Consider the following 15,484-nt stretch of genomic DNA (forward strand, 5'->3'; position numbering starts at 1 on the left):
CCGATAATTTTCGGCATGACCCAAGGCACCACCCAAGAGCCCACACAGCGCTACGCACGCGTGCTTTCCATCGCCGGTTCCGACAGCGGCGGCGGCGCCGGCATCCAGGCCGATCTCAAGACCTTCGCCGCGCTGGGCTGCTATGGCATGACGGCCATCACCGCGCTCACCGCGCAGAACACGCTCGGCGTCTCGGGCATCCACGGCGTGCCGCCCGACTTCCTCAAGGCGCAGATCCAGGCCGTGGTGGAAGACATCGGCGTCGATGCCGTCAAGCTCGGCATGCTGCACGCGCCCGAGGTGGTCGAAGGGGTGGCCTGGGCCATCGACCGCTATCAGCTGAAGAACGTGGTGCTCGACCCGGTGATGGTCGCCACCAGCGGCGATCGCCTGATCGCAGCCGAGACAGTGCAGGTGCTGGTGCGCGAGCTGTTTCCGCGCGCGGTCGTCGTCACGCCCAATCTCGACGAAGCGGCCTTGCTGATCGGCCATGCCATCGACGGCGTGGATGCGCTCGACGATGCCGCCGACGAACTGCTCGCACTGGGTGCGAAGGCCGTGCTGCTCAAGGGTGGTCATCTGCCGGGCAACGAGGTGGTCGACGTACTGCTGCAGGCCGGCGGCGAGCGCACGCGGCTGGCCTCCGGCCGCATCGAAAGCCGAAACTTGCACGGCACCGGCTGCACGCTGTCGTCCGCCATTGCCGCGCACCTTGCACTGGGCGCGGCGCTGCCCGATGCGGTGGAACGGGCGCGCGCCTACATCCTCGGCGCGATGGCCGCGGGGGCGGGCGTGAAGATCGGCGCGGGTCATGGTCCCCTCAACCACGGCTTTGCGCCAGTGCCGACGCACCGCCTTGCGCTGAAGGTCGGCTGAGCCAGGCCAGCGCGAAGGTCGCCGCCAGCGTCGGCAACGCGGAGCCGAACTGCGGCGCCCACTTGGCGAGCGCGTGATATGCGGCGATGCCCGCGATCCAGATCAGCGCTGCGCCGAGATCAACCTTGCGCCGCGTGCCTTGTGGCGACACCGCCTCGCCGCTGCCGAGCCGGCCGATGATCACGCCATACAGCGGCACGAACACCGAACTCAGCATCAGCAGGAAGGGTTCCAGCGTGTGCATCGGCAGCACCAGCGCCAGCGCGATGCATAGCGCAGCCAGCAGCAGGCCCCAGCGCTTCACGCTCCAGCGCGGCAGCAGGCTGTGCGTGGAGACCGAGCCCGAGTAGACGTCGCCGTACGCGTTGTCGAGCTCGTCGATGAGGATGAGGCCCAGCGCCACGAGGCCACCCTGCGCCAGCAGCAGCGCGGTGACGAGGCCCGTGCCCGGCTCGGCCACGCTCACCACCATCACGCCCAGCGCGTAGCACCAGACGTTCGCGAGCGCGTAGCCGATCCAAGTGCCGCCGAACGCGCCGCCCAGGCCGCCTGAGCTGCGCTTGCCGTGCCGCGCGTAGTCGGCCACCAGCGGCAGCCACGACACCGGCATCGCGATCACCAGGTCGAGCGCGCCGAACATGCCCATCGTGCCGTCGCCGGGGCGCGCCCAGAAGGCATCCAGCCCCTTGGCCTGCAACTGCGTCGCGAACTGCCAGCTGAGCCACAACAGCGACAGCACCACCAGCGGCAGCCCGAAGCGGCTCACGAAGCGGCGCACCAGCTTCACCATCGAGCCCGCGAGCAGCGCCAGCAGCACCGCGCCCCACAGCAGCGTGGTCAGCACGCCGCCCCAGAGGCTGCCCAGTGCCGGTCCGACGATCGTCTGGCCGATGGCCTGCGTGCCTTCGCGCATCACGACCAGTTCGAAAGTGGTCCAGCCCACCAGTTGCACGATGTTGAGTAGCACCGGCAGCCGCGCGAAGGCGCTGCCGTAGGTCGCGTGCATCAGGCCCGCGCTCGCCAGGCCGCTCTGGCAGCCCAGCCGGGCGGTCCAGGCCAGCAGGCCCGCGCCGATGCAGGAGCCGAGCACGATCGCGACCGCCGCGTCGCGCGTGCCCACGGCCGGCACCAGGTAGGCACCGATCTGCATCACCAGCAGACCCACGCCGAGGCTGAACCACAGCGACGCATGGTCGTGCCAGCCGAACACGCGCTGCGAGGCGGGCAGGGGTGTCAGCGCTTCGTTGTTGTCTTGTGCCATCCGTTTGCTCCAGTGCAAAAGGTTTGGCAGGTGGGCGAGGTCCCAGTGGCGCGGCATTCACGCGAGAAGGCGTGAGAGGCCACCGGACCAGCTTCCCTGCGCGAGGATTACCTCAATCAGGTTCAAAGGGACTTTCTCAGCCGGTCGGCAAGCCGCCCAGCACCCCTAGCAAGTGCGCCCCGGGAACCCGCGGCGCGGGCCGAAGTTTATCCGCTGCCGGGAAGCCGGGACGACAGGCGTGCCTTTGAGGGCAGGGAAAACCCTTGGAATGCAGGCGGGACGCGCGAGAATCGCCGCCGGCAGAAAAAGCATCTGCGGAACAAAAGAAACGGGAACACGCGCCGATAAGCGTGAAGCAAGAGAAAAAAGGGAGAGGAACTTGCATGGCAGATGACGATTTCAGTGGCCCCCGCCTGCGGCGTTTCAGGGTCGACGTAGGCACCATCATCTGTGCCGTCGCGCTGGTGCAGTCGTTGCTGCTCGTGGCCTTCGGCTACTGGGCGGCTGAGAAGCTGGTGTCGAAGGTGGGCACCGCGGCGCACAAGATCAACCACGACAGGGTCGAGGACAACGTGCTCGCCTTCCTCGCCAAGACGGAAGGCGTCATCCGCTCCATCGCGGATTCGCCCAGTGTCCATGTCTGCGGCGAAGACGGCGAGCAGACCGCCGAGATGCTCTGGACCATGCTGGAGCAGACCCCCGAGATCGACAGCATCAACGTGGCTACCGACCATGGCCACGTGCTGATGGCGGTGCGCTACCCGGTGCCGGCCATCCGCCAGGTGCTGCGCGGCCCGGAGTTCAGCACCGAGACCTGGCAGTACAAGAGCTCGCCCGATCTCGACGGCGGCGACGCGAAGCAGCGTTTCGCGACGACGGCCATCTCCGCCTATCGCAGCGATTTCGATCCCGAGAAACGCACCTGGTACCTGGAAGCCATGAAGGCAAAGGGGCCGGTGTGGACCCAGCCCTTCCTGATGAGCGACGCGCAGGAGCTCGCCGTCGGCCATGCGCGGCCTTCCGCGCGCGTCGACGACGAGGGCCACAGACGCGGGCTCGTGGTCGACGGCAACGTGTCGCTCGGGCATCTGTCGAAGCTGGTGCGCGTCTCCGGTGCGACGGGCAGCGGGGAGAGCGCCTTGCTGAGTTCGGACCATCACGTGATCGCGCGCAGCGACCATCCCGACCCGGTGCGCGAGCTGGAGTCGCCCGACACCGGCGTGCTCGGCGCCATCCACTCGCACATGCTGGCCGCCGGCACCGCGGGCGGCGCCGATGACCTGGCCTTCTCCATCGAGCACGAGGGGCGCCGCTATCTCGTGCAGACCTCGCACCTTCCGCACACCCGCTGGCAACTCGTCAGCTGGGAGCCTGAAGAACAACTGCTCGGCGGCCTGCAGCGCTCGGTGCTGTGGTCGCTGCTGCTGACGGTGAGCTTTCTCGGGCTGGCGCTGTTCATTTCGCTGCGCTTGTCGAAGCTGGTGACCGGGCCCATCGAGAACCTCTCGCGCGTCGCGCGCCGCATCGGGCGGCTGGAGCTGGACAACCTGCCGATCGAGCCCAGCCGGGTGCTGGAGATCCAGCACCTCAACCAGGCGCTGGACGAGTCGGCGCGCAGCCTCAAGGCCTTCAGCAAGTTCGTGCCGGTGGACATCATCCGGCAGCTCGTTGCCGAAGGGCATGCGCTGGGGCCCAGCGGATCGCCGCGCCGCATCACCGCGATGTTCACCGACGTCGAGGGCTTCACCAGCATCTCGGAGTCGATGCCGGCCGACGTGCTCGTGAGGCAGCTGACCGAGTACTTCAGCCTCGCCGCGGGCATCTTCGCGCGGCATGGCGGAGTGATCGACAAGTTCATGGGCGACGGCATCATGGTGCTGTGGGGGGCGCCCACCGATCTGGAGGAACCGGAGTACCGGGCCTGCCAGGCGGCGCTCGAACTGCACGCGCAGATGAATGCGCTGAACGACAAATGGCGCGGCGAAGGCCTGCCCGAGTTCCGCACGCGCGTCGGTATCCACACCGGCCATGTGATCGCGGGCGTGCTCGGGTCGAGCGACCGTCTCTCCTACACGGCCATCGGCGACGCGATCAACGCCGCGAGCCGCATCGAAAGCGTCAACAAGGAACTGGGCACGCGCACGCTGATCTCGCAAGCCACCTTCGAGGGGCTGGGCGGACGGCTCGCCACGCGCCGCATCGAGGAACTTGCCGAGCTGCGCGGCCGGCAGACGCGCATGGTGCTGTACGAGCTGCTGGGGCCTACGCCGACCTGAGCCTGCGCGCGAAGGCCTCCAGCCCGTCGACGGTGATCTGGATGTGCCGCTCGAAACTGCTGTCCAGCGGCACCGTCGTGCCGTTGTCCCAGCGCAGGATGAAGGCCTTGTTGGCCAGTTGCGCGAGGTTGCGCGTGAGCACCGGGTGGTCGAGCGGTCGGATCGTGTGCACGCGCTCGCGCAGCTCCTCGGCCCAGGCCTGGGTGTTGTCGGCGGGCAGGGGCGAGAACTCCATCGTCAGGAAGCCCAGCATCGCGGCTACCACGCAGTTGTAGGCCTCCAGCAGCGGCTCGCCCTCGAATCCGGCCTCGGTCAGCGCGGCCAGGATGCCTTCGACCAGCTCCATCGGCAGGCTGCCGTTCGACACCAGCTGCGCGCCCAGCAGTTGCGCCACGTTGGGGTGCCGCCGCACGGCGGCCCGGCAGCGGCGGAACAGCTCGGCGATCCAGTCCTGCCATGCGAGCTTGCCGGGTGGCGGCAACACTTCGGCCATGACGAGGGCCGCAACTTCCGCCAGCAGTGCCTCGCGCGTGCTCACGTGCCAGTGCACCGTGGCCGGATACACGCCGAGCCGTGCCGCCACCTCGCGCATGCTGAACGCACCGAGGCCGAATTCATCGATCTGCGCCAGGGCTTCCTCGGCGATGCGCTGCTTTGTCAGGCCGCCGCCGCCGGCGGGGCGGCCGGCCGTGCGGGGTTTCTGGGCCTTGGGGGGCGATTTCTTCGTCATGGTCGGGGCCATTGTGCTGCAGTCGGGTTGACTGTATAAACAAATTAAATTGAGCATCGATCAATAAATCGCGCTGCGAGCGACGGGCGCGCAACCTTCGAAGGACATCGCCATGGCCCATGCCGACATCGACCAAGCCCTTGCAGCCGCGCACCGCCGCTTCACCGAAGCCAACCCCGCCAGCCTGCGCCAGTTCGAGGAACAGGCGCGCTACATGCCCGGCGCCAACAGCCGCTCCGTGCTGTTCTACGCACCGTTCCCGCTGACCATCGCCAGGGGCGAGGGCGCCGCGCTCTGGGACGCCGACGGCCATCGCTATGCCGACTTCATCGCCGAGTACACGGCCGGCGTCTATGGCCACTCGGCGCCCGAGATCCGCGAGGCCGTTGCCGAAGCGATGAAGGGCGGCATCAACCTCACCGGCCACAACCTGCTCGAAGGCCGGCTCGCCAGGCTCATCTGCGAGCGCTTTCCGCAGATCGAGCAGCTGCGCTTCACCAACTCGGGCACCGAGGCGAACCTGATGGCGATCACCGCGGCACTGCACTTCACGGGCCGCCGCAAGATCGTCGTGTTCTCCGGCGGTTACCACGGCGGCGTGCTGGGCTTCGGCGCCAAGCCGCTGCCGACGACCGTGCCCTTCGACTTCCTGGTGCTGCCTTACAACGACGAGCAGACCGCGCGCGAGCAGATCGACAGGCACGGCCCCGAGATCGCCGCCGTCCTGCTGGAGCCGATGCAGGGCGCGAGCGGCTGCATTCCGGGCCGCCTGGAGTTTCTGCAGGCGCTGCGCGAATCGGCCACGCGCGTGGGCGCGCTGCTGATCTTCGACGAGGTGATGACTTCGCGCCTGGCGCCGCACGGGCTGGCGAACAAGCTGGGCATCCGCTCGGACCTGACTACGCTGGGCAAGTACATCGGCGGCGGCATGTCCTTCGGCGCCTTCGGCGGCCGCGCCGACGTGATGGCGCTGTTCGATCCGCGCACCGGACCGCTGGCCCACTCGGGCACCTTCAACAACAACGTGCTGACGATGGCGGCCGGCCACGCGGGGCTCACGAAGCTGTTTACACCGGAAGCCGCAGGCGCGCTGGCAGCGCGTGGCGATGCGATGCGGCAGCGGCTGAATGCACTGTGCGCCGGAGAGAGTGTCGCGATGCAGTTCACCGGCATCGGCTCGCTGATGAACGCGCATTTCGTCGGTGGCGAGGTGCGCAGTACCGACGACCTTGCGCCCGTCGATGCCCGGCTGCGCCAACTGCTTTTCTTCCACCTGCTGAGCGAGGGCATCTACACCTCGCCGCGCGGCTTCGTCGTGCTGTCGCTGCCGTTGACCGATGCGGACGTCGACCGCTACGTGGCAGCCATCGGCAGCTTCATCGGCGAATACCGGGCGCTGCTGCCCGGTGCCGCGAACTAGCTAGCGGGAGCCGGCCACGCCCAGGAGCTCGTGCAGGCGGGTACTTGTGGTCGTGTACTGCAGCGGCACGGCCTTGCCCGGGAACACGATGGCCGTGGCGCCCCAGGCCGCCAGCGTAGCCTCGTGGAAGCCGCAGACGATGAGCTTCTTCTTGCCCGGATAGGTGTTGATGTCGCCCACCGCGAACACGCCGCGCTCGCGGGTTTCGTACTTCTCGGTGTCGACCGGCACCTGCTTGCGTTTCAGCTCCAGGCCCCAGTCGGCGATGGGGCCGAGGCGCGGCGAGATGCCGAGGCAGGCGACCAGTGCATCGAGCGGCAGGTCGACGGTGGTCGCGTCTGGCGTGGTGATCTGCAACTGCTTGCCGTCGAAGGCGCTGGGCTGGCCGACCTTGAAGGCCAGCTTGCCGGCGCCCACGAGGGCGCGCATGGCCGAGACGGTGGCTTCTTCGGCCTGGAAACCGTCGCGCCGGTGCACCAGCGTGACCTGCTTCGCAATCGCCGTGAGCGCGATGGCGGTCTCGAGCGCGATGTCGTCGCCGCCGTTGACCACCACCGTCTGCCCGGCGAAGCGATCCAGCGAATCGGGGTGATAGAAGAGCGAGGAGCCCTCGAACTGCGCAATGCCCTCGACGGCGATGCGCTTGGGCACGAAGGCGCCGACACCGGCCGCGATGAACACCGTCTTTGCAAGGAACGCCTTGCCCGCCGAGGTTGTCAGCAGCAGCCGCCCATCGGCCTCGCGCGCCAGGGTGGAAACCTGCTCGCCGAAATGGAATTGCGGCTTGAACGGCGCCACCTGCTGCAGCAGCGACTGCGCCAGGTCGCGCCCGCTGGTCACGGGCGTACCGGGAATGTCGTAGATGGGCTTGTCGCCATACAGCGCCACGCACTGGCCGCCGGCGGCGGGCAGTGCATCGACGATGTGGCAGGAGATTTCGAGCAGGCCCAGCTGGAAGGCCTGGAACAGCCCCACGGGGCCGGCGCCGACGATCAGAGCGTCGGTCTCGATGGGAAGAGCGGCAGGAACGGCGGGCTGGTTCAGCGCACCAGCTCCCCGACCTTGTCCGTCTTGTCCTTCCACTCATCGGCGTCGGGCAGGGCGGGCTTGCGCTTGGTGATGCTCTTCCAGCCGTCGGCCTGGGCCAGCTCGGCGTTGATCTTGATGAAGGCGATCTGGTTGGCCGGCAGGTCTTCCTCGGCGTAGATCGCGTTGACCGGGCACTCGGGGATGCAGACTGCGCAGTCGATGCATTCGTCCGGGTCGATCACCAGCATGTTGGGACCTTCGCGGAAGCAGTCGACGGGGCAGACGTCCACGCAGTCGGTGTATTTGCAACGGATGCAGGCTTCGGAGACGACGTGGGTCATTTGTTTTCTGGCGTCAGTGGTGAGGTCGGGGAAAACCCGGGATTTTAGGCCTTTGCGGCGGAGGGCTGCACGAGAACGGCAGCGGCGGTCCTGTGGGAGGCCGTATCGACCAGCACCAGCGAGCCCAGTGCACGCGATTGCGTGAAGGGCAGCACCGCCAGCGGCTGCTGCAGCGCCAGCACCACGTCGCCGATGGCGTTGGCCTCGATCTGCGTCGCGGCTTCCGATTCGAGCGTCGTGATGTTCACGCGATCGACGATGCGCGCCACCTTGGCCTTCACCCAGCGGTGGCCCTGCAGCGCCCAGTAGACGCGGCCCGCGACCAGCGGCTCGTCGTCGAGCCAGGCCACGGTGGCGGTGATCTCTCGCACCGGCTCGAAGGCGCCGGGCGCCAGCAGCCAGTCGCCGCGCGACACGTCGACCTCGCGGTCGAGCACGATGCCGGCGCTGTGGCCTGCATGCACCGCCTTCGGCTGGCGCGTGTGGCTCAGCACCTGGGCGACGGTGGCGGTCTGGTTGCTCGGCAGCACGGTCACGCGCTGGCCCGGCTCCACGTGGCCCGAGGCGACGCGGCCCCAGAACACGCGGCGGCCCTGCGAGGTGTCGGCCGACGACGAGAACTTCTCGACCCACTGCACCGGGAAGGCGAAGGGCACGGCCTCGTCCTGTGCCGTCACGGGCAGGTCTTCCAGCAGCTCGAGCAGGCTGGGGCCTTCGTAGCCGACCCAGTCGGCATGACGCGTGGCCACGTTCCAGCCCTTAAGCGCGGAGATCGGCACGATGGCCGCCACGTTCACGCCGGCCGCTTCGGCAAAGGCGTTCAGTGCGGTCGAGATGCGCTCGAAGGCCAGGCCCGCGTCGGCGATGGCATCGAGCTTGTTCACGGCGAACACGATCGACTGCACGCGCAGCAGGTGGCACAGCAGCGTGTGGCGGCGCGTCTGCGGCAGCAGCTCGCGTTTGACCACGGTGCCGTCCTCCACTTCGGCGGCCCAGGCCAGCTTGGTCGCGTCGACCAGCACCACGGCGGCGTCGGCGGCGGAGGCGGCGGTGACCATATTGCGCGTGTACTGCTCATGGCCCGGCGCGTCGCCGATGATGAACTTGCGCTTGGCCGTCGAGAAGTAGCGGTAGGCCACGTCGATGGTGATGCCCTGTTCGCGCTCGGCCGAGAGACCGTCGGTCAGCAGGGCCAGGTCGGTCTCGCCGCCGCGCTGTACGCCGGCGAGCTGGTCCTGCAGCACGGTCTTGCTGTCGACCAGCAGGCGGCCGATCAGCGTGCTCTTGCCGTCGTCGACCGAGCCGCAGGTGATGAAGCGCAGGGCGGTGCCGGTGTCGCCATGAGTCTCGGCGGGCGTGGCGTTGGAAATGACAGCAGCGTTCATTGAGTGGTTCTCCAATTCGTGGAACACCGCCGGAACCGGCTTTGCCGGGCCGCTGGTGTTGCCCCCTCAGAGGGGGTGGGCGTAGCGACACGAAGTGCGCGAAGCCTGGGGGTGGGTCAGAAATACCCGTCTTTCTTTCGCTTTTCCATGGATGCCTCGGACGTCATGTCGTCCATGCGCGTGGCACCGCGCTCGCTAACGTCGACCGACAGCGTCTCGAGCACCACGTCGCTCGCGTCGGCCGCCAGGCTTTCCACCGGGCAGGTGGTGGTGATGTCGCCCACGGTGCGGAAGCGCACGTCGCGCACCTGCACCGTCTCGCCGTCGCGCGCCGGGGTGAGTTCGGTCACGGGCACCAGCAGGCCGCGGCGCTCGACCACTTCGCGCTTGTGCGTGTAGTAGATCGCGGGCAGGCCGACTTCCTCGCGGGCGATGTACTGCCACACGTCGAGCTCGGTCCAGTTCGAGATGGGGAACACGCGGAAGTGCTCGCCCGGGGCGAGGCGGGTGTTGAACAGCGTCCACAGCTCGGGACGCTGGTCCTTGGGCTGCCACTGGCCGAAGCTGTCGCGGTGCGAAAAGATGCGCTCCTTGGCGCGCGCCTTCTCCTCGTCGCGGCGGGCGCCGCCGATCAGCGCGTCGAAGCGGAATTCTTCGATGGCTTCCAGCAGCGTCACCGACTGGTGCGCATTGCGCGACTCGCCAGGGTGCGCCAGGCGCACGGTGCCGCGCTTCATCGAGTCTTCGACGCTGCGCACGATCAGCTCTGCACCCAGTTCCTTCGCGCGACGGTCGCGGTACTCCGTGACCTCGGGGAAGTTGTGGCCGGTGTCGATCATCAAGAGCGGGTAGGGAATGCGGCCGACGCCGAAAGCCTTCTCCGCGCACTTCAGCAGCACCAGCGAATCCTTGCCGCCCGAAAACAGCAGGGTGGGGCGCTCGAAGGCGGCCGCCACTTCGCGCAGGATGAAGATGGTTTCTTCCTCCAGCGCATCGAGGTGCGTGTTGGACAGGTGTGCCGCCGGCAGCAGCAGCAGTTCGGTTTCGGTTCGGGCGTTCATCGGAGGATGGGGTGCTGGATGCGGTAGGTCGATGCGGTGCAGGCGCGCTCAGTTCAGTGCGCGAGGTGCAGCCCGCACTCGCGGTTGTCTTCGCCCTTGGTCGGGTCGACGTAGTCGAAGTTGTTGGGCAGGCCGTGCTTCACGCAGTACTCGTGCAGGTCCTTGGACGACCAGTGCAGCAGCGGCGCGACCTTGATCAGGCCGTCGGGGTTGATGCTGACCGGGTCCATCTGCGCACGCACGGCCGTGTCGGTGGCGCGCAGCGCGGTGAACCACACCTTCGGCGCCGTCTCGCGCAGCGCACGGGCGAAGGGCTCCAGCTTCACCTCTTCGGTGAAGGCGGCATGGCGCGGATCGTCGAGCGCCGGCGTCGGGCCTTCCACCGCCTCGCGGTGCGCGCGCGAACGGCGCGGCAGGTAGATGTGCAGGTCCAGGCCCAGCTGCTTCGTCACTTCGTCGGCGAAGCGGTAGGTGGCCTCGGTGTTGTAGCCGTTGTCCATCCACACCACCGGCACGTCGCGCTTCACGCGTGTGACCATGTGCAGGATCACCGCCTCGAAGGGCCGGAAGTTGGTGGTGACGATGGCCGGCTGGCCCAGGCCGAGGGCCCAGTCCACCAGGCCTTCCGAGTTGCGGCCCAGCTCGGCGTTGATGCGGTCGATGTCGATGCTCATGCCGGTGCCTTCACGCGCTCTCGGTCGCCGCCGCGAAGTGCGGAACGGTCTGCACCGCATCGCCCTGGTAGAAGGCGGCGAAGCGGTCGAACTGGCGCTGCGCGTCGGACGCGTCCACGCCTTCCTTGAGCACCGCGCTGGAAAAGCCGGTGCGCTCCATCTGCACGAGCTGGTCGATCAGCACGTCGCCCGTGGCGCGGATGTCGCCTGTGAAGCCCAGGCGGCGGCGCAGCAGGAAGGCCTGGCTGTAGGCGCGGCCGTCGGTGAACTTCGGAAAGTGCAGGTCGATGCGTTCGATGTCGGCCAGGCACACCTCGATGGCGAGCGGGTCGGCGTCGTTGGGCAGCTGCAGCACTTTCGGGTCGCCGTCGTCGACGTGTTCTTCCGCCGAAAGGATGTTCAGGGTCTTCTTCATGCTGCTTCCTCCACCTTGAAACGCGCACCGTTGGCGGCGGCCTTGAACGGGTCATGGCCGACGCGGCGCAGCGTGTCGATGAAGTTCTCGCCGTTCTCACGGGTGTCGCGGTAGGTGTTGAGCACGGCCTCGATCACGCCGGGCACTTCTGCCGCCGAGAACGAGGGGCCGACCACCTTGCCGGCCTGCGGCGTGCCGCTGAGCGCGGAGCCGTCGGAGCCGCCGAGGGTGACCTGGTACCACTCCTTGCCGTCCTTGTCGACACCCAGGATGCCGATGTGGCCGCTGTGATGGTGGCCGCACGAATTGATGCAGCCGCTGATGTGCAGGTCGATCTCGCCCAGATCGTCGAGCTCGTCGAGATCCTGGTAGCGCTCGGTGATGGCTTCTGCCACCGGAATGGAGCGTGCATTGGCCAGCGCGCAGAAGTCGCCGCCGGGGCAGGCGATCATGTCCGTCAGCAGGTGCACGTTGGCGCTGGCGAAGCCGGCAGCGCGGGCGGCGAGCCACAGCGCGTGCAGGTCTTCGGCATGCACCCAGGGCAGCACCACGTTCTGGTCGTGCGTCACGCGGGCTTCGCCGGCCGAGAAGCGGTCGGCCAGTTCGGCGATGGTGTCGAGCTGGTCGGCCGATGCGTCGCCGGGCGCCTGCTTCAGGCGCTTGAACGACAGCGTCACGGCGCGCAGGGCCGGGTTCTTGTGCGGCGCCACGTTGCGCGCCAGCCAGCGGGCGAACTGCACGTCGTCGGCGGCGTGATGGCGCAGCTCGGCGTCGGTCTTCTCGGCGCTCTGCAGCACGCGGGTGGCGAGCGCGGGCGGCACGAAGGATGCGGCCACGCGGTCGTACTCTTCCTGCGTGATGGTGTGCGGCGCGCCGTCGTGCTCGAGGATCTGCTTGTATTCGGCCTCGACGTCGTCGATGTAGCGCTGGCCCTCGGCCTTCACCAGGATCTTGATGCGCGCCTTGTAGATGTTGTCGCGCCGGCCGTAGCGGTTGTAGACGCGGATCACGGCCTCGAGGTAGTTCATGATCTGCTGCCACGGCAGGAACTCGCGCAGCACCGTGCCCACGATGGGCGTGCGGCCCATGCCGCCGCCCACCTGCACGCGGAAGCCGATCTCTCCGGCTTCGTTCTTCACCACGTGCAGGCCCACGTCGTGCCAGCCGGTGGCGGCGCGGTCTTCGGAGGCGCCGGTGATGGCGATCTTGAACTTGCGCGGCAGGAACGCGAACTCGGGGTGCAGCGTGCTCCACTGGCGCATGATTTCCGCGAAGGGGCGCGGATCGGCGACCTCGTCGACGGCGATGCCGGCGCGCTCGTCGCTCGTGATGTTGCGGATGCAGTTGCCGCTGGTCTGGATGCCGTGCATGTCGACCGAGGCCAGCAGGTCCATCACGTCGGCCGACTTGGCCAGCGGAATCCAGTTGTACTGGACGTTCTGGCGGGTCGTGAAGTGGGCGTAGTGGGTGGGCAGCTTCTGGCTGCCGAGCAGGCCCTGCGTCTCGATGGCCTTCTTGTAGACCTCCGCCTCGGGCTCGTCGTACTCGCGGGCGATGCGGGCCAGCACGCGCAGCTGGCGGCTCGACAGTTCGCCGTACGGCACGGCCACGCGCAGCATTGGCGCGTAGCGCTGCACATACCAGCCGTTTTGCAGGCGCAGGGGGCGGAACTCGTCTTCGGCGAGCTTGCCCTTCTGCCAGCGTTCGAGCTGGTCGCGGAACTGGGCAGCTCGCTGATGGACGAACTGGCGGTCGAATTCTGTGTATTGGTACATCGTGCGTTTGTCTTGAAGGAAGTGCGGTGCCGCGCGCGTAGCGGGGTACCCCAGCAAGAAGGCGAGATTGTCCGAGCGCTCCTTATGGAACCAAACTATTTTTTGGTTCGCGCTTTATGCGGATAAGCTTATTCGCCAGCATCCATGCGGGTTTCCGGGCGGTTTGATGCTTATTCCGGATAAGGCCGGGCAGGGTGCCGGCGCGGTGCCCCGGGGTACGCTGGCACAGGGGGCGGCGGGATTTCTGGAGAGGGAGCCGGCCAGCCGGCCGCGCCCCTCAGCGCAGCATCGAGGACATCGCCGAGCAGCAGTTCAGCATGCGCACAGCCGCTTCCACCGTCGGCGCGGTGAAGCGCAGGGTGACGCCGTCGACGCGCTCGAAGCTCGGCCACTGGCAGAACAGGTCGGCCAGCGCGGAGGTCTGGGCGCGCAGCGTCACGGTCTGCGGGCCTTCGAAGACGAGCGGCCTGGCGTTGGCGCGCGCCGCCAATGCTTCTTCCACGCCGGCGCGGATCGCCCGGCGCGACTGCTCGGGCGAGAGCGACACGCCGCTGGTGCAGCCGGTGGCCTTCTTGGTCTCGACGAAGGTCGCGTGCGGGAAGAGCGGGCGGTTCTCGGCGATGAAGACGTCGTCGCCGCTGGCCATCACCACCGGCACGCCGTATTCGCCGGCCAGCGCGCCATAGAGGCCGGCCTCGCCCAGTTCCTCGCCGCCGAGCGAGATGCCCGCGAACGCGAAGCTGTTGATGGTGTGCGCGAGGATGCCGCGCCCCTGCGCGCGCGAGTGGTAGCCGACCATGCAGACGGCGTCCACGCCTTCCTCCACGCCCGCCACCATGCTCAGGTAGCGCGGCTTGCCCTGGATCACGCGGGCGCGTGCGTCGAGCACGTCGGCGGGCATGTTGCGGAAGCCGCCGTGCGAGTCGTTCACCAGCACCTCGGTGGCGCCCGCGTCGAAGGCACCGGCGATGGCCGCGTTGGCCTCATGCGTCATCAGCAGCCGCGCGCGCTCGTACTCCGGGTTGCCCGCGCGCACCTGCTCGGATTGATAGACGCCGGCGACGCCTTCGATGTCGGTAGAGATCAGGACTTTCATTGGGCGGCTCGTGGTCAGGCGTGGGTTGAAAAGAGGGCGGAGGCGGGCAGCACGTCGGACAGCGCCGCGCGGTGGTTGCCGTCTCGCCCGGTCACGGGTGTTGCGCGCCACAGCGCATGGATGATCGCCTGCTCCGTGCTGTCGGCCGCGGCCTGGAAGAGGCCGTCGAGCAGCCCGTCGTGCAGCATCGCTACCGCGGGCATCGGCTGGTCGACGCTGCCGGGCACGGTGTAGGCGGTGGAAAAGGCCAGCACGATGTCGCCGCTGCCGTGCCCGAAGACCGAGCCCGTGCGGGCCAGCCCGGCACCGGCGCGCAGCGCGAAGCGGCGCAGCTGGCGTGCGTCGAGCGGCGCGTCGGTGGCCACCACGATGATGATCGAGCCCTTCTCGGCCTCGTTCACCGCCGGCAGGCTGCGCTCGGCCTGCTGCGCTACGAGCCGTTCGCCCACCGCGTGACCGGCCAGCAGCAGCTGCGGCTGGCGCCCGTAGTTCGCCAGCACCAGTGCGCCCACTGTGTGCAGGCCGCCGGTGCCGGCGTTCTTTTCGCCGCCCAGGCCGCCGCTGGTGCCGTCGTTGCGCGCCGACACCCGCCGCGAGGCGCTGCCGATGCCGCCCTTGAGCTGGAAGCTGGACATGCCGCGCCCCGCGCCGACCGAGCCCTGCTCGAAGTCGACGCCGGTGTCGGCCAGCGCATGCAGGTAGTCGGCCTCGCTCACCGCCATGCGCTGGATGTCGTTGAGAAAGCCGTCGTTGCACTCGAACACCAGCGGATTGACTGTGGGCAGCGTGCGTCCGCACTCGGGGTTGTCGGCTACGCAGCGCCGGATCTGTGCGGCGGCCACCGTGCCGACGGAGAAGGTGTTCGTCAGCGCGATGGGCGTCTCCAGCACGCCGAGCTCCTCTACCTGCAGCAGCCCGACGCTCTTGCCGAAGCCGTTGAGCACCGCCACGGCGGCGGGCACCTTGTCGCGGAAGAGGTCGCCCGCATGCGGACGGACGACGGTCACGCCCGTCTGCACGGGCCCGTCGGCCAGCGTGCGGTGGCCGACGGTGACGCCCGCGACGTCGGTGATGGCGTTGCGTTCGCCCTGGAGCAGATTGCCGATGAAGGGGAGGGAGGTCTGCTGCTTGCTGGAAGACATTGC

14 protein-coding genes and 1 riboswitch are annotated in these 15,484 nt (G+C 68.3%); of the genes, 3 read left to right on the plus strand and 11 right to left on the minus strand.

The window, feature by feature from the left end:
* Nucleotides 1-15 precede the first annotated feature (15 nt).
* A complete protein-coding gene (thiD, locus tag ACHMXA_RS17020; RefSeq protein ID WP_395315901.1) occupies nucleotides 16-876 on the plus strand; it encodes a bifunctional hydroxymethylpyrimidine kinase/phosphomethylpyrimidine kinase in 861 nt (286 codons plus the stop codon).
* Here thiD and ACHMXA_RS17025 read toward each other — a convergent pair.
* Nucleotides 821-2,137: a purine-cytosine permease family protein gene (locus tag ACHMXA_RS17025; protein WP_395315902.1), complete on the minus strand. Its 1,317-nt coding sequence runs from the start codon at nucleotides 2,135-2,137 to the stop codon at nucleotides 821-823. The two genes, thiD and ACHMXA_RS17025, sit on opposite strands and share 56 nt — an antisense overlap.
* A 76-nt stretch (nucleotides 2,138-2,213) precedes the next feature.
* Nucleotides 2,214-2,314: riboswitch (TPP riboswitch) on the minus strand.
* A 206-nt stretch (nucleotides 2,315-2,520) separates the two neighbouring features.
* Here ACHMXA_RS17025 and ACHMXA_RS17030 point away from each other — a divergent pair.
* A complete protein-coding gene (locus tag ACHMXA_RS17030; protein WP_395315903.1) occupies nucleotides 2,521-4,413 on the plus strand; it encodes an adenylate/guanylate cyclase domain-containing protein in 1,893 nt (630 codons plus the stop codon).
* On the opposite strand, the gene ACHMXA_RS17035 is transcribed toward ACHMXA_RS17030, so the two are convergent.
* Complete coding sequence (locus ACHMXA_RS17035; protein WP_256098900.1) at nucleotides 4,400-5,143, minus strand: TetR/AcrR family transcriptional regulator; 744 nt, start codon at nucleotides 5,141-5,143, stop codon at nucleotides 4,400-4,402. The genes ACHMXA_RS17030 and ACHMXA_RS17035 overlap by 14 nt on opposite strands.
* A 112-nt stretch (nucleotides 5,144-5,255) precedes the next feature.
* Between ACHMXA_RS17035 and ACHMXA_RS17040 the strand changes: the two genes are divergently transcribed.
* On the plus strand, nucleotides 5,256-6,563 hold the full coding sequence (locus ACHMXA_RS17040) for an aspartate aminotransferase family protein (RefSeq protein ID WP_395315904.1): 1,308 nt from the start codon (nucleotides 5,256-5,258) through the stop codon (nucleotides 6,561-6,563).
* Here ACHMXA_RS17040 and ACHMXA_RS17045 read toward each other — a convergent pair whose 3' ends face one another.
* The 9 genes from ACHMXA_RS17045 to ACHMXA_RS17085 all read right to left on the minus strand — a co-directional run bounded on the left by ACHMXA_RS17045 (nucleotide 6,564) and on the right by ACHMXA_RS17085 (nucleotide 15,481).
* Entirely contained in the window at nucleotides 6,564-7,646 is a 1,083-nt protein-coding gene (locus ACHMXA_RS17045; RefSeq protein ID WP_395315905.1) for an NAD(P)/FAD-dependent oxidoreductase, read from the minus strand.
* On the minus strand, nucleotides 7,604-7,933 hold the full coding sequence (gene fdxA, locus ACHMXA_RS17050; protein WP_176663821.1) for a ferredoxin FdxA: 330 nt from the start codon (nucleotides 7,931-7,933) through the stop codon (nucleotides 7,604-7,606). The genes ACHMXA_RS17045 and fdxA overlap by 43 nt, the downstream gene beginning before the upstream one ends.
* A gap of 44 nt (nucleotides 7,934-7,977) precedes the next feature.
* Entirely contained in the window at nucleotides 7,978-9,318 is a 1,341-nt protein-coding gene (locus ACHMXA_RS17055) for a sulfate adenylyltransferase subunit 1 (RefSeq protein ID WP_395315906.1), read from the minus strand.
* Between the two features lie 116 nt (nucleotides 9,319-9,434).
* A complete protein-coding gene (cysD, locus tag ACHMXA_RS17060; protein WP_395315907.1) occupies nucleotides 9,435-10,379 on the minus strand; it encodes a sulfate adenylyltransferase subunit CysD in 945 nt (314 codons plus the stop codon).
* A 53-nt stretch (nucleotides 10,380-10,432) separates the two neighbouring features.
* Nucleotides 10,433-11,053, minus strand: coding sequence for a phosphoadenosine phosphosulfate reductase family protein (locus ACHMXA_RS17065; RefSeq protein ID WP_176663824.1), 621 nt, complete (start codon nucleotides 11,051-11,053; stop codon nucleotides 10,433-10,435).
* 10 nt (nucleotides 11,054-11,063) lie between these two features.
* On the minus strand, nucleotides 11,064-11,468 hold the full coding sequence (locus ACHMXA_RS17070) for a DUF934 domain-containing protein (protein WP_019652940.1): 405 nt from the start codon (nucleotides 11,466-11,468) through the stop codon (nucleotides 11,064-11,066).
* The gene (locus tag ACHMXA_RS17075; protein ID WP_176663825.1) at nucleotides 11,465-13,243 is read right to left on the minus strand and encodes a nitrite/sulfite reductase; all 1,779 of its coding nucleotides are present in this window, start codon (nucleotides 13,241-13,243) and stop codon (nucleotides 11,465-11,467) included. The genes ACHMXA_RS17070 and ACHMXA_RS17075 overlap by 4 nt, the downstream gene beginning before the upstream one ends.
* A gap of 277 nt (nucleotides 13,244-13,520) precedes the next feature.
* Nucleotides 13,521-14,339 carry a M55 family metallopeptidase gene (locus ACHMXA_RS17080; RefSeq protein WP_395315908.1) on the minus strand — a complete coding sequence of 273 codons (819 nt, stop codon included), beginning with the start codon at nucleotides 14,337-14,339 and terminating at the stop codon, nucleotides 13,521-13,523.
* Nucleotides 14,340-14,353: 14 nt separating this feature from the next.
* Nucleotides 14,354-15,481: a P1 family peptidase gene (locus tag ACHMXA_RS17085; RefSeq protein ID WP_395315909.1), complete on the minus strand. Its 1,128-nt coding sequence runs from the start codon at nucleotides 15,479-15,481 to the stop codon at nucleotides 14,354-14,356.
* Nucleotides 15,482-15,484 lie beyond the last annotated feature (3 nt).

It is taken from the genome of Variovorax sp. UC74_104 (genome assembly GCF_044055375.1).
Classification (GTDB): Bacteria; Pseudomonadota; Gammaproteobacteria; order Burkholderiales; family Burkholderiaceae_C; genus Variovorax.